13 protein-coding genes are annotated in these 14,699 nt (G+C 50.8%); 9 read left to right on the top strand and 4 right to left on the bottom strand.

From position 1 onward, the window contains the following. Complete coding sequence (locus tag ACV7NC_RS01155; RefSeq protein WP_458153597.1) at positions 1-2,319, bottom strand: TonB-dependent receptor; 2,319 nt, start codon at positions 2,317-2,319, stop codon at positions 1-3. Between the two features lie 285 nt (positions 2,320-2,604). Here ACV7NC_RS01155 and zigA point away from each other — a divergent pair, with 285 nt between their 5' ends. From zigA to ACV7NC_RS01135, 4 genes are all read left to right on the top strand, one after another. Next, positions 2,605-3,804 carry a zinc metallochaperone GTPase ZigA gene (gene zigA / locus ACV7NC_RS01150; RefSeq protein ID WP_458154959.1) on the top strand — a complete coding sequence of 400 codons (1,200 nt, stop codon included), beginning with the start codon at positions 2,605-2,607 and terminating at the stop codon, positions 3,802-3,804. A gap of 97 nt (positions 3,805-3,901) precedes the next feature. Beyond that, positions 3,902-4,366 carry a Fur family transcriptional regulator gene (locus ACV7NC_RS01145; protein WP_458153596.1) on the top strand — a complete coding sequence of 155 codons (465 nt, stop codon included), beginning with the start codon at positions 3,902-3,904 and terminating at the stop codon, positions 4,364-4,366. 22 nt (positions 4,367-4,388) lie between these two features. Next, the gene (locus ACV7NC_RS01140) at positions 4,389-5,498 is read left to right on the top strand and encodes a CobW family GTP-binding protein (RefSeq protein WP_458153595.1); all 1,110 of its coding nucleotides are present in this window, start codon (positions 4,389-4,391) and stop codon (positions 5,496-5,498) included. Continuing rightward, a complete protein-coding gene (locus ACV7NC_RS01135; RefSeq protein ID WP_458153594.1) occupies positions 5,488-6,039 on the top strand; it encodes a DUF2796 domain-containing protein in 552 nt (183 codons plus the stop codon). Before ACV7NC_RS01140 ends, ACV7NC_RS01135 begins: the two co-directional genes overlap by 11 nt. Before the next feature lie 14 nt (positions 6,040-6,053). Here the strand turns inward: ACV7NC_RS01135 and ACV7NC_RS01130 are convergent, their stop codons facing one another. Next, positions 6,054-6,707, bottom strand: coding sequence for a DUF3299 domain-containing protein (locus tag ACV7NC_RS01130; RefSeq protein ID WP_458153593.1), 654 nt, complete (start codon positions 6,705-6,707; stop codon positions 6,054-6,056). A gap of 55 nt (positions 6,708-6,762) precedes the next feature. Between ACV7NC_RS01130 and ACV7NC_RS01125 the strand changes: the two genes are divergently transcribed. Both ACV7NC_RS01125 and ACV7NC_RS01120 read left to right on the top strand, forming a co-directional pair. Then, entirely contained in the window at positions 6,763-7,503 is a 741-nt protein-coding gene (locus tag ACV7NC_RS01125) for an ABC transporter ATP-binding protein (RefSeq protein WP_458153591.1), read from the top strand. Beyond that, the gene (locus tag ACV7NC_RS01120; protein WP_458153590.1) at positions 7,493-8,749 is read left to right on the top strand and encodes an ABC transporter permease; all 1,257 of its coding nucleotides are present in this window, start codon (positions 7,493-7,495) and stop codon (positions 8,747-8,749) included. The genes ACV7NC_RS01125 and ACV7NC_RS01120 overlap by 11 nt, the downstream gene beginning before the upstream one ends. Positions 8,750-8,755: 6 nt before the next feature. Here the strand turns inward: ACV7NC_RS01120 and aroG are convergent, their stop codons facing one another. Together aroG and hrpA are read right to left on the bottom strand one after the other, a co-directional pair. Continuing rightward, a complete protein-coding gene (gene aroG, locus ACV7NC_RS01115; protein WP_458153588.1) occupies positions 8,756-9,820 on the bottom strand; it encodes a 3-deoxy-7-phosphoheptulonate synthase AroG in 1,065 nt (354 codons plus the stop codon). 218 nt (positions 9,821-10,038) lie between these two features. Next, on the bottom strand, positions 10,039-13,800 hold the full coding sequence (hrpA, locus tag ACV7NC_RS01110; protein WP_458153587.1) for an ATP-dependent RNA helicase HrpA: 3,762 nt from the start codon (positions 13,798-13,800) through the stop codon (positions 10,039-10,041). On the opposite strand from hrpA, the gene ACV7NC_RS01105 reads away from it, so the two are divergent. The 3 genes from ACV7NC_RS01105 to ACV7NC_RS01095 are packed head-to-tail and all read left to right on the top strand — an operon-like array spanning position 13,799 to position 14,677. Then, the gene (locus tag ACV7NC_RS01105) at positions 13,799-14,155 is read left to right on the top strand and encodes a hypothetical protein (protein WP_458153586.1); all 357 of its coding nucleotides are present in this window, start codon (positions 13,799-13,801) and stop codon (positions 14,153-14,155) included. The two genes, hrpA and ACV7NC_RS01105, sit on opposite strands and share 2 nt — an antisense overlap. A gap of 19 nt (positions 14,156-14,174) precedes the next feature. Beyond that, positions 14,175-14,381, top strand: a complete 207-nt coding sequence (locus tag ACV7NC_RS01100; RefSeq protein WP_458153585.1) for an addiction module protein — start codon at positions 14,175-14,177, stop codon at positions 14,379-14,381. Further along, the gene (locus ACV7NC_RS01095; RefSeq protein WP_458153584.1) at positions 14,378-14,677 is read left to right on the top strand and encodes a type II toxin-antitoxin system RelE/ParE family toxin; all 300 of its coding nucleotides are present in this window, start codon (positions 14,378-14,380) and stop codon (positions 14,675-14,677) included. The genes ACV7NC_RS01100 and ACV7NC_RS01095 overlap by 4 nt, the downstream gene beginning before the upstream one ends. Positions 14,678-14,699: the final 22 nt, after the last annotated feature.

The following is a 14,699-nucleotide window of genomic DNA, read 5'->3' as shown; positions in this document are numbered from 1 at the left end:
CTAGAAAGTGGCGCGCACGCCAAAAATAAAGCTGCGCCCTGGTTCTGGCGCAAAATTTCTCAGAAATGACACGGAATTGCGGATTTCCTCGTTAAGCAAGTTATGACCTTTGGCAAATAACCAGAGATCGCCCCATTTGCCCGCTTTCAATTGATAATCCGCCGATGCGGTCAATAAATGGTAGCCATCCGTCGCGGTTTCATTCCTGCCCGGATGCCGCTGAGACTCCGCCCGGGTGTAGCGCAGCGCGGTATTCCAGATGGGGTTGCCGAACCCCAGTTCGGCGCCGTAACGCAGCGGCGGCAGGCGCGGGACATCATCGCGATCGCCATCGACGAACCGTCCGCGAACGTAATCCGAAAACAGGGTGAGTAACACGTTGTTGCCGCCGGGCAGTTGATAGAGCGTGCCGTCAATCCGGGACTCAAAGCCGGTAAATTCCGCATTGCGCTGGTCATACGCAAAAACCGAAACACATTCCGCGTCGCTGACGCAACGCTGGCGTAGGGTTTCATTATCGACTTCATAGACCAAGCCGGTATTGCGCAAGTAGATATAGTCATCGGTGCGGTTGTAATAACCGTTGATGCGGGAACTGACACGGCCCGATTTCCAGTCGAGGCCTAAGTCGGCCATATTCACTGTTTCATTTTTCAATTGCACATTGCCAATCTCAAAACTGCGGGTCGCAAGATGCGGCCCCAGCGCCAGCAGTTCTTGAATATCCGGCGGCCGTTTGCCGCGATTCAGCGTAAGGGTTAATGCCGTATCCTGCCGCAAATTCCATTGCATCGCGGTAGAAGCGGAAAATGCCAGATAGTCCATGGAATTCGGCAACGGCACGGGAGGCAATGCACTGCCGCGCAGCTTCAATTCATGCGCATTGGGATTAACCCGCGCATGTTCCAGCCGGATGCCGCCGCGTATGATCCAGTTATTCCAGGTGTAATCCTGCGTCGTATAAAACCCCACCGATTGCTGCTTGGTCGGCGGCACAAAGGTTTCGACACCCAACGCGGAAAAATTCCGGTCGATCCAGTGAGCGCCGACGGTTCCGGTTAAATTGGGTAAGGCATTGTGACGCGCTTCAACGCGCCCTTCCCCGACATCGTTTTTGAATTTGGTAAAAGGAGAGCCGCCTTCGAACTCCGTGTGCCCATAATCAACCAGGCCGTAGCGGAAACTGACGCTTTCCACGCCGCGTACCGGTTCATACCACTCGGTCTTGAAATCGTAGCGCGTTTGCTGCATGTTAAGGCGAATGTTCGGGAACAACGCTTTGGATCCGAAAATATCTTCAAATCCGGTTAAGTCTCTAATTCGCGGCAAAATATTTTCGAGACCGTCGAGATGATTGGGATCGAGGTGGTGACTGCCTTTCGGAACACCGTAGCGATTATCGGTATGACTGACCGACATACCGGCCATGAAATTGTTGCCGAACCATGAGACACCGGTGTAACCGCCGAGCCCTTTGCTATCGGTATTAGGAATCCTGCCCGCTGCATTCTGAATATCGGTCAGACCGAATTGTTGCTCGATCAATGCTTCGTCGATGGCTTTTCCCGGAATCCGCACATCATCCCGCTGGCGGAAAAATCCGCCGAGATTGAACGCAAACCGGTCTTTACCGGTATTCAACCGGAACGCCGAATGCGTGCCATTGCCGTTGGTGTCGTAACGGCTTTCGGCGGAACCGCTGACCGGCTGCTTGACTCTTTTGTCGGGAATCCGGTTATCGTTGACGTCCACCACTCCTCCGATGGCGTTCCCGCCATAGCGGATCACTTCGGGTCCGCGCAGAATCTGGATGGCATCGGCCATTAACGGATCAATCGCCACCGCATGATCAGGGCTCAGACTGGTGGCATCATGGCTACCGACGCCATTCTGCAATATCCGCACACGCGAACCGGTCAGACCGCGGATCACCGGTATACCGACCCCTGGACCGAACGACGCATTGCTGACGCCCAATTCGCCCTGCAATGTTTGACCCAGCGTATCGCCTTGCTGTAATCGCAACGAACGGCCTTTCAGGGTACTGCTGTTGGGCTTGGGTGGCTCGGTCTCCAGGGTGCCGATGATTTGAATGGGCGTCATTTGAACGGCTGGATTCGGGTTGCTCGCTGCAGGCATTGCTTTTTCCGATACCGGACCTTTCGCGTTCGTTGCCGGCTCTGCGGTTACTGGATTAATCGGTCCCATCACGAGCGCCAACACCATCGTTATCGCTAGTTTCCGCAACGGCAATAGCATACGAAGCGGTTGAATGGCGCGGAAATATCGAGACTCGGCATGTTGCGTACATTCATGCAAGTTCGATCACATAGCGGAGATTGGATAAAAAATTGATTCATACTCGTATTGCAGATGCTTAACCCGACCAATTCATTGATTGATATATCTTCAAAAAAACAGCGCTCTCGTTGATAACATCCAAGCGCACTGCACAAGGACCGTCAGTGAATGGACAGTGATAGCAAACTCCGCAGCCCTTTAAATTGGTTTCACCTAAAGCAGTGATGATATTGAATTGGATGAATGATATGTTATATCATATCGGATATCAACTCCACTAAACGATCAATCATCGAAATGACCATTGAGCAATTGCCCGTAACTGTGCTGTCTGGATTTCTGGGTGCCGGAAAAACAACCGTTCTCAATCATATTCTGAGTAACCGGCAAGGAAGACGCGTTGCCGTGATCGTTAACGATATGAGTGAAATCAACATTGACGCCGCGTTGATTGAAAAGGAGATTTCATTCAACCGGTCTGAAGAAAAGCTGATCGAAATGAGTAATGGTTGCATTTGCTGCACGCTGCGCGAGGATTTGCTCATCGAAGTGCGGAAACTTGCTCGCGAAAAAAAATTTGATTATTTGGTCATTGAATCCACAGGTATTTCGGAGCCGCTGCCAATCGCGGAAACCTTCACTTTCGCAGACGACAGCGGCGCCAGCTTGTCCGACATCGCACGCCTCGATACGATGGTAACCGTAGTAGATGCCGTCAATTTCTTGAAGGACTTCGATGAAGCCAAAATGCTGCATGAAACCGGAGAAAGTTTGGGAGCGGATGACGAGCGTAGCGTCACTGATTTGCTGATTGATCAAGTAGAATTCAGCGACGTGATTTTAATTAACAAAATTGACTTGATCAGCCCGGAAGAATTGGAAAATTTGCGTGGCATTTTACGCAGCCTCAATACCGAAGCGGAGATCATTGCCATCCAAAACGGCCGTATCGATGTCGCACGCATTCTGGATACGCATAAATTCAACTTTGAGAATGCGCAACAAGCTCCCGGCTGGTTAAAAGAAATGCGCGGCGAGCATATTCCTGAAACAGAAGAATACGGGATCAGCAGTTTTGTTTACACTGCCAGAAAACCCTTTCATCCGCAGCGATTCTACGATTTTCTCCATCATCCTTGGAATGAAGGCAAACTGCTCCGTTCCAAGGGTTTTTTCTGGCTGGCCACGCGCCCGGAACACGTCGGCCAATGGAACCAAGCGGGCGGAATTGCCCATTACGGTTATGCCGGCATGTTCTGGGCTGCCGTTCCGAAAAGCGAATGGCCGGAAGACGAAGCTTCCATAGAGTCGATTATGGAAAATTGGGAAGAACCGTGTGGCGACAGACGGCAAGAATTGGTTTTTATCGGCCAGAACCTTGATCAACCGGCCATTCGCCAATGGCTGGATGAATGTTTATTGACGGATGCAGAATTGCAGGCAGGTGAATCGCACTGGCCCACCCTGCCCGACCCGTTTCCGGTATGGGTTGAAGAACAATAGTCATAGATTACATCAATGATTTTCTTATCTTCGCAATTTCGCGTAATATGCTCATATAATCAATGGATTCCTGATTCCTGAACGCATAACAAGCAAAATGTCAATGGATATCGATCAAATCATCAAGCGATCAGAAGAGGTTTGCGCATCAACCGGCAGTAAATTGACCGAAAAGCGCAAGAATGTGTTGACGGTATTATTGGCTTCCGCCACACCGCTATCAGCTTATGAAATTGTCGACAAATATAAAACCCAATTTCAGGAATCATTACCGGTGATGTCCGTTTATCGCATGCTGGATTTCCTGATCCGGGAAAAGCTTGTGCATAAACTGGAAACCGCCGGCCAGTACATGTCATGTGCCCATATTACCTGTAACCATCAGCATGAAACCCCGCAATTTCTGATTTGCGACCGGTGCGGCAGCGTCAAGGAAATCGGCATCAAGAAACATATTATCGAAGAACTCGAGCAGAGCATTCGCAACACAGGATTTGCTTTGGGGCACCAGCAGTTGGAATTGCACGGTGTCTGCAAGCAATGCCAGATTATTTCGGAATAACCGCCTTTATTTGAATTCCTCCATGGATGATCACAACAATTCACGGATCCCCGTCATTTTGCTGACTGGCTTCCTAGGCAGCGGCAAAACTACGCTACTCAACGAACTGGTGCGCCAACCTTACTTTAGCAAAACCTTGGTTATCATCAACGAATTCGGCGAGATCAGCCTGGATCATCTGCTGGTCACGCAAAGCACCGAAACGGTAGTGATGGAGATGGGCAATGGCTGTGTTTGCTGTTCAATTCGCGGTGACTTGGCAAAAGTGCTGAAAGATGCCACCTGGCGGTTCGCCCGTAACGGCTCAAGAAATTTTGACAGGGTCGTGATCGAAACCACCGGATTAGCCGATCCCGCACCGGTATTGCATACCTTGATGACTGACCGGAACATTGCCAGCCGTTATCGCCTGGATGCGATTGTAACGACAGTGGACACAGTCAATGCGATGGAAACGCTTGATCGCCAGATGGAAGCGGTCAAGCAAATCGCCGTTGCTGACCGGATCATCCTGACTAAAACCGATCTAGCCGATTCGCAGACACTTTCTGCCGTGCAACAACGTGTGCATGCATTGAATCCGGCAGCGATGCAATTGCTGGCAATCAATGGGGAAGCGGATTTGCAGTCGGCTTTTAATCACCCGTTATTCTCGATCGAACAAAAATCACCGGATGTGATGAAATGGCTCAACGCGGAATCTTATGACCTAAAGCCCAATAATCATTACAAGCCTGTTACTGCGCTGAGCAATCAATGGCTTCGCACGCAGCCACCGGCTACAGCGCAATCCGACATCAATCGCCACGACGACCATGTTCACGCCTTTTGTTTCACACTCGAAGACCCCATCGATCCGGCACTTTTCGACGATTGGCTAAACCTGTTAATGGCCATCAAGGGCCCGGATATTTTGCGGGTTAAAGGGATATTGAACATGAAGAATCACGCCTCGCCCTGGGTCATTCACGGCGTGCAGCATATTTTTCATCCACCCGTAGAATTACCCGAATGGCCTTCGGATGATCACCGGACCCGCATCGTTTTTATTACGCGGGATGTACCTTACTCCGTGATTAAAGATACTTTTATAGCGCTGGTAAATCCAGCCCAAGCAAGCAATGCGACCTAAACGGCTCCGTATCGGTTGGCTGATATTTCTCGCGATATCATCGAGCATTGCTGTCGCGTCGTCCGGCCACCCAACGCACGAACCGCATGTGCATGGTATCGCCGTCCTCAATATCATTGTGGAAAAGAATGCAGTGCATTTGGCATTGGAATCCCCTGCCATGAATTTGCTCGGTTTTGAACACGCGCCCGTTACCGACGAACAAAAAGCCGCTTATCAAGCCACGCAACATAAACTGACTGAGGCAAGCAAATTATTTGCATTTCCAGGTGCAAACTGCCAACTCGAAAGTAGTGATGTTGAGATGCCGGAAAAACATACCCATACCGATCATGATGATCATGAGCATTCTGGCGAACACGCCGATGTTCATGCCGATTATCGTTTCAACTGCTCGGGGACGCAGCAATTAAACGAAATCACCATCCATCTGTTCACCATTTTCCAAGGCATTCAACAAATTAAAGTGCAATGGATTACCGGCCGGTCGCAAGGGATGAAAATTCTCACGCCGACAACCAATCATCTGCAATTGAAGTAAACCGTGTATCCGGTTTACTCGGTATAAGGCTTGATGTCCGCCACCTGTAAGGTATAAGCGGAAGTCGCCACATCGTTTTCGGTTAATGTCGTCCTCAGCAAACCGGTCAGCCAGAAAGCTTCTTGCAAATGATTGAGTTTGAATCCCTTGTCATACACACCATAAATGATTTGATTGGGCGGCGGCGGTGGCACATGAATACACGCGCCGAAATACGGCACTAGAAAAAAACGCGTGACCAATTGATTCTTGCTAAACTCCAGCGGCACGATATAACCCGGTATCCTGATTTTTTGATTATCGAATCCCGGCATGATCCGCGTGGATTTCAGGGCCTGCTGATAACGATCGTCCCCGGCTTGCGGCGTTGCAGGCTTGAATTGACTGTTAAGGCGATCCTGCTCCGAGCCATCCTCGATGTCATCGAGATAATCCGGCGGATTCAACAGCGCTTCCAGGTCATCCTCGGGCATCAGATCGACCCATTCAATGGTCCGGTACGGTGATGTATTCGATTGTTGTTGTTTTAACGGGTTGTGCGGACTGGATTGCGCGATCGATTCAGAATTTAGAAAAATGACAGCCAACAGCAGCACCATGACGTGAACAAAGGCTCGCCGGTCATCACTTCGATAGCCTAGCTTGTGAAAAAAAACTGTTGTAATCATAAGGTGCAGTATATCATCCGGGTACAGTCTAGGAAAAATAGGCAAGGAGGCACTGTTGACGATCATCGCGCCAGAAACCCCGCAAATAGCGGCTCCAATTCAAACACCCGATGCGATCAGAATTAACCGGTTAGTTTTTTCTTATCCTGGAAAAAACTCTGCAGTGGTTCTCGATATCCCGAGCTGGCATATCCAGCGAGGCGAACGGCTCTTTCTTCAAGGACCTTCCGGGTCTGGAAAATCGACCTTGCTCAATCTGTTAGCCGGAATCCTGACGACGGCACACGGCAGCGTGGAAATTCTCGGTCAGAATCTAGCCGCGCTCTCAGCCCACCAACGGGATAATTTTCGGGCCCAGCACATTGGCATTGTGTTCCAGCAGTTTAATCTGATCCCCTATCTGAGCATACTCGATAATATCCGTTTGGCAGCTTATTTCAGCGGCAAAAACAATACCGGTATCGAACAAAAAGCCTTACATCTGTTTGCTGCATTGGGATTGGATCGCTCGCTATTAAACAAACAGACCAGCGCGTTAAGTGTGGGACAACAACAACGGGTCGCGATTGCTCGAGCGCTCATCAACGCCCCGGAAATTCTGATTGCGGATGAACCGACATCGGCCCTGGATAGCGACGCTCGCGCTGCTTTCATGCAATTATTACTCGAGCTTTGTAAAGATCAGGGCAATACCTTGATTTTCGTCAGCCACGACAACTCTTTGGCGCAGCATTTCCAGCAAGTTCTCAATCTGGCTTCCATCAATCGTGCAGGAACGGCAGCCCATGCTTGCTAAACTCGCGTGGCGCAGTTTATGCAGCCGACGCTATACCGCGTGGCTGACGTTACTTTCCGTTGCCATCAGTGTTTTTGTGTTGCTTGGAGTCGAACATATCCGTTTCGAGGCCAAAGAAAGTTTCAGTAAAACCGTTTCCGGGGTGGACTTGATCGTTGGCGCCCGTACTGGTCAGCTTAATTTACTGCTGTATTCGGTCTTTCGCATTGGCAATCCGGCCAATAATATTTCGTGGCAAAGTTACCAAGCGTTTGCCAACGATCCCAAAGTAGCTTGGACTATTCCGGTCTCGTTGGGCGATTCGCATCGCGGCTTCCGCGTAGTCGGCACCACCCATGATTTTTTCGAGCGATTCCGCTTCGGAGAAAACACAAATCTTGATTTTTCCGAGGGCCGGGCCTTCGCGAAAGTTTTCGATGTCGTGCTTGGCGCCGATATCGCTAAAAAACTCAATTACCGTTTGCACGACAATATCGTACTAGCGCACGGACTCGGACAGGTCAGCTTCAGTTCACATGATGACAGACCCTTTACCGTCACAGGTATTCTTAGATCGACCGGAACACCCGTCGATCAAGCGTTATACGTCAGCCTGCGAGGAATGGAAGCAATCCACCTCAATTGGCGCGATGGCGTTAAGATTCCGGGGAAGCAAATTTCGGATGATGACATCGAGAAGCGCGATCTTACGCCGAAAAGCATCACCGCATTCATGATCGGACTGCAGTCTAAAATGGCCACTTTCCAGGTACAGCGCCAGATTAATCAATATACAAAAGAACCGTTGCTGGCGATTCTTCCCGGCGTCACATTGATGGAATTATGGGAAATGATGCGAGCCATGGAAAACACCCTGCAATTGATATCGTATCTGGTATTGTTCTCGGCATTATTAGGCCTGAGCACCATGCTGTTGTCATCGATCCGCGAGCGGCAACGAGAGATTGCGGTAATGCGCGCGATCGGAGCAAGTTCCTGGTTTGTTTTTCTGATCATTCAGTTAGAAGCGCTGCTGATCGTACTATCCGCTATTGTGCTGGCGATTTTGTCATTGACAGCGGTCATACATTTTTCCAAAACCTACCTGGCTGAAAATTTCGGTATTTTCGTCGGCTACCTGGCGATGAATGACGCAATCATGATCCACCTGGGCATCATCATTGTCAGTACCGTCTTGTTAGGATTGATTCCTGCGCTGAGCGCCTATCGCATATCACTGCATCAAGGCTTAACCATCAAGAATTGAGTTGGTTTATTTTCTTTTCCGGCGTTTCTCAACGGCTTTCGCCAGTTGCTGCAATACCTGCTCGGTGGTTTCGAAACTGATGCAGCCATCGGTAATGCTCTGCCCGTAGACCAATTCCTCGCGTTTTTTGCCGTCGGCTTTTTGATTACCCTCGACCAGATGACTTTCGATCATTACGCCGCAAATCGAGCGATTCCCCGCCGCAATCTGTTCGGCCACATTAGCGGCAACCTCGGTCTGACGGCGATAATCCTTGTGGCTGTTGGCATGACTGAAATCAATCATCAAATGCGGCGGCAACTTGGCTTTTTGCAGTTCTTCGGTCGCCGATTCAACGCTGGCGGCATCATAATTCGGTTTCCTTCCGCCGCGCAAAATAATATGGCAATCTTCATTGCCCTTGGTCGCAAAAATTGCGGTGTGTCCTTCCTTGGTCACCGACAGAAAATGATGCGGGCGCGACGCTGCGGCAATGGCATCAATGGCGATATTCAAGTTGCCGTAGGTGCCATTTTTGAATCCGATCGGGCAAGACACGCCGGAAGCCAATTCGCGATGCCCCTGACTTTCGGTCGTGCGAGCGCCGATTGCCGCCCAACTGATCAAATCCGATAAATACTGCGGACTGATCAAATCCAGATATTCAGTCGCCGACGGCATGCCGATGGTATTCAAATCCAACAGCAATCGCCGCGCCATCCTTAGGCCCTTGTTAATGTGAAAGCTATTATCCAGATCCGGATCGTTGATCAACCCTTTCCAACCGATGGTCGTACGCGGTTTCTCGAAATATACGCGCATCACGATATGTAACTGTGCTTTCAATACCTCGCGTAAATGCTTCAATCGCGCCGCGTATTCCAGCGCCGCATCGACATCGTGAATCGAGCACGGTCCGACCACCACCAGCAAACGATCGTCTTCACCGTGTAAAATCCGATGAACACCTTGCCGTGCCGAATAAACGGTTTCAGTCGCAATCTCCGTCATCGGATATTCGCGATGTAGTTCGACCGGCGGTGTGAGTTCATGCACGCCGATAATGCGCAGATCATCGGTTTGGTATTTCATATGGCTTCCTTGGTTTCGAAAACTTGTTGGCGTTTACCTGGATTTAGCTGCAACAAACCAGCAATTAATAAAAAATTGAGCGCATTTTAACCTATGCGAAGAATTTCTTCAGAATCATTGATGTAAAAAACTGGTTCTAATGTCAATATATCGCTCTTTGGTTACTTCGGTTTCCTGCAGAGTCTTACCAACGACCGGGAGCAGCTGCTCCCGTTTTTTTATGGCCGCACATTTTCCCAAAGTTTCTGCAAACGTTTGGGCGATACCGGGAACGGGGTTTTCAGTTCCTGTGCGAACAACGACACGCGCAATTCTTCGATTTGCCAGCGGAATTCTTCCAAATTGCCGTCGTGCAAACTGGCTTTGCGGTGCTTCTCTAGCCGCTGCAAATATTGCTGCCAGAACGGCGCCACTTCAGCACTGGTGCGCTGATCCCGCTCCGGATTCGCAGCAAGCTTTTCCAAACGCAATGTCATACCCTTCAAATAGCGCGGCACGTGCTGCAGCCGCTTCCATTCATTGCGAATCAGAAAACCGGGATAGAGCAGATGATCGAGTTGGTCTTTTAGCTCCAATTTCACCCGCTCGTTACGAACCGTCGATAAACGCGCCATCAACGCCTGATACTCGACGCCGATTTGCTGCAACAGTTTTGCCAATGCGGTGGATACTTCCGGCAGGCGGTTTCTGGCACGCTGGCACTGCGCGGCAAACTCGCTCTCGTTGCGCGGTAGAGCATCGTCGTTGAGCAATGCTCGGTCAAGAATGGCGTCCAGCATGTCTTGCTTTAAATCGCCGGGATTCATGCGGCTCGCCAGTTGCATGCTGGCTTGTTTTAAACCGGGCAGATTCTTGTCCAATTGTTTGATTTGTTCTTTCAGCATCAGACACAACAATCGCCGCACACCCGAGCGCATCGCATGATCCGCCGCTTCCCGGGTATCGAACAAGCGGATCGCAACGCTCTCAGTTTGATCGATGAGCGCCGGATAGCCTGTCATCGGTTGTCCATTCCGCATGAAAGCAACTTCCACCGGCAAGTCGCCAAAATCCCATTGCGTGATCTGATCACGCTCAATCGCAATTTTTTCATTGGCGGCACCCCGCTTTACAAACGATTGCTGCGCGGCTTGGCCAAGTTGCCGTTGCAACCCGGCAAGATCGCGGCTCATCGCCAATTCCTCGCCGGCATCATCAACCACGCGGATGTTCATCAACAAATGCGGCGGTATCTCGTTCAGCGGCCACGTCTCGGGTGGTACCGTCAGCGTCGTTTTCTTGAGAATGTATTGCTGCAGCGCATCGGCCAGTGGTAACGGATGCACAACATTTGAAAGGCTCAGCAGAAATTCCGTCACCGACTCCGGCAATGGCACCAGCATCCGCCGGATTTGTTTCGGCAACGCTTTCAGATACCAGGTGATTTTCTCGCGGATCAATCCCGGCACCAGGTAATCGGTTTGACTGGCTTCCAGCCGGTTCAATAGCGGCAGCGGAACTGTCACCGTCACGCCGTCGAGCACATGGCCAGGCTCAAAACGATACGAAAGCACCAGTTCGCTACCATCCGGCAACGTCATTACTTCAGGGAACTGCACTTCGGTCACGTGCCCGGCTTCGTGCCGCATCAGCAATTCCCGCTTCAAATACAGCAAATACGGACTTTGCTGTTCCGCCTGCTTGCGCCATTTCTCAAAAGCAGCGCCGTTGCTGATGTCCTGCGGAATGATCGCATCGTAAAACACAAAAATTTCCTGCTCGTCGACCAGCACATCCTGCCGCCGAGTTTTGTGCTCGAGCTCTTCGATTTCCTGAATCAACGCTTGATTGTGCAGAAAAAACGGCGCTTCTGTGTTGTATTCCCCGGCGGCCAATGCCGAGCGGATAAAAATCTCACGCGCTTCTTTCGGGTTGATCGTCCCGTAGTGTACCGGCCGCTTTGGCACGATAATCAGGCCATACAGCGTAACCTGCTCAAATGCGATGACTTGCGCCCGCTTCTTTTCCCAATGCGGATCGAAATAATGCCGTTTGCATAAATTACCGGCGATCCGCTCCAGCCAGGCCGGGTCGATTTTCGCCACGCAGCGCGCGTACAGCTTGGTAGTCTCGACCAATTCCGCCGCCACCACCCATTTGGCTTTGCCTTTCTTTAGCACCGAACCGGGAAAAATTGCCAGCTTGATGCCGCGTGCGCCCAGATATTCGCCTTCCTTCTCGGTTTTGAAGCCGATATTGCCAAGCAAACCGGGCAGCAATGCGCGATGGATTTCATCGTAACCCGCCGGCACTTGGTTGGGCCTGAAACCCAGTTCCGTCATCAGCGTATGCAATTGCCCATGAATCTCGCGCCATTCGCGCAAGCGCCGGTATGACAAAAACAGCTCACGGCACTGCGCCATCAATTTCTTACTGGATTTTTTATGCTTCAGCAGATCGTCATAGAAATCCCACAATTTCAAATACGCCATAAAGTCCGAGCGTTCGTCCTGAAAACGCCGATGCGCCTCGTCGGCAGCAGCCTGGTGCTCGAGCGGACGGTCGCGCGGATCTTGCACGCTCAATGCCGACGCGATGATCAAAATTTCGTGCAGGCAGTTTTCCTGTTTCGCCGCCAGAATCATGCGGGCAATCTTGGGATCGATCGGGAATTTCGCCAAGCGCCAGCCGATCGCGGTGAGATTGCGGTTGTCATCGACCGCGCCGAGTTCCGCCAGCAACTGATAACCGTCGGCGATCATACGCGGCGATGGCGGCTCCAAAAACGGAAAATTCTCGACATCGCCGATTTTCAGCGATTTCATGCGCAAAATCACTGCCGCCAACGACGAACGTAAAATTTCCGGATCGGTAAATTCCGGTCTGCCCTGAAAATCTTGTTCGGAATATAAGCGGATGCACACCCCATCAGCCACCCGTCCGCAGCGCCCGGCCCGTTGATTCGCCGACGCACGCGAGATTTTTTCCACCAGCAACTGCTCGACCTTGTTGCGGTAACTGTAGCGATTGATCCGCGCCAGGCCGGTATCGATCACATAATGAATCCCCGGCACGGTCAGCGACGTTTCCGCAACGTTGGTCGCCAGTACGATACGGCGCGCGCCGCCCGGCTGAAACACCCGTTCCTGCTCTGCTACCGACAAACGAGCAAATAATGGCAAGATCTCGATGCGCGAATGAATGGGATGAAACGCATGCTTGCGCAAGGTCTCGGCGGTTTCGCGAATCTCGCGCTCACCCGGCAGAAACACCAGAATATCACCAGAACCCACCGAGTGCAGCTCTTCAACCGCCTTAACGATAGCCTGCTGCACATCGCCGTCGCTGTCGTCATCCTCATCGACCAGCAACGAACGGTAATGGATCTCAACCGGATACAACCGTCCGCTGACCTCGATCACCGGCGCATCGCTAAAATGCCGTGAGAAGCGCTGCGCATCGATGGTCGCCGAAGTCACGATCAGTTTCAAATCCGGCCGCTTTGGCAACAATTGCTTGAGGTAGCCGAGCAGAAAATCAATATTCAAACTACGCTCGTGCGCTTCGTCGATGATCAGCGTATCGTACGCCTGCAACAGCGGATCGCCCTGCGTCTCGGCAAGCAGTATGCCGTCGGTCATCAATTTGATATACGAATCCGCGCTGATTTTGTCGGTAAACCGCACCTTATAACCGACCGCCTGCCCCAGCGGACTATTCAATTCCGCCGCAATCCGCCCCGCCACCGTCCGCGCCGCAATCCGCCGCGGCTGCGTATGCCCGATCAACCCATGCACACCGCGCTTCAGCTCCAGACAAATTTTAGGGATTTGCGTGGTTTTACCCGATCCGGTCTCCCCGCAAATGATCACCACCTGATGATTTTCGATGGCCTGCTTGATTTCCTCACGACGAGCATTGACTGGTAGTTCGTCGGCGTAAACCGGGTTAGGAAGATGAGCCAGCCGCCTGGTGATGATTTCGGGAGGGAATTTTTTCATGGGAATTCAGTTATGTACCGTCGCCAACAACAACCTGACGACCCAGCAGTTTTTAGCGCGCGGTATTGTCGCATTTGTTTATAGCATTTGTCTTGCTCATTTCTTGATTTTCATTAAAATACATAATGATAATTCAGAGCGATACATCGTCACAAAACACAAGAAAGCAATGTCAACGCTCTGTGATGATGCGTTTCATTTCTCAGATGATGAAACTCATTTAATTGAAGCAAATGAGTTGCAGGACGATGAAGACTATCATTATATTGGTGCGATCATCACGACAAAGCCAGAAAATCTAAGACATTCGGACGCAGCAAAACTACGCTGGTGTTTGAAGCGTAATATTTCATAAAACTGAGAGGTGCAACACAATGAGTACCAAAGCGCTATTAGATGCGGCGATGAAACTAAAACCCGAGGAACGGTTCACCTTGGTGGAGGGATTGATCCAGAGTCTGGACGAGCCAGACAAGCAATTGGATGCAATATGGGCAGAAGAATCGGTGAGGCGGTTGAAAGCTTACCGGGAGGGGAAGCTGGAAGGAATCCCGATGGAGGAAATATTTAAGGAAGAATGATGCGTGTCATTTTTACCAAGCTTGCGAGTCAGGAGTTGGAAGATGCTGTCCGGTTCTACGAACTTGAATATTCAGGGCTTGGACGCAAATTCAAGGAAGAGGTAAGAAAGGCCGTGCTCCGAATTGCCGCATACCCGGAAGGCTGGTCCATAGAGCGTGGCAATGTAAGAAAATGCCTCCTGCACAAGTTTCCATACAAGCTGCTCTATGCTGTCGACGAAAATCATATTCTTATCATTGCGGTGGCGCACCAACACCGGAAACCGGACTACTGGTTTGATATGCATGAAACATAGCAGGCCCATGTAGCCGATGTCA

The organism is Nitrosomonas limosa (assembly GCF_054188085.1).
This window is presented reverse-complemented; position numbering and strand designations above follow the sequence as displayed.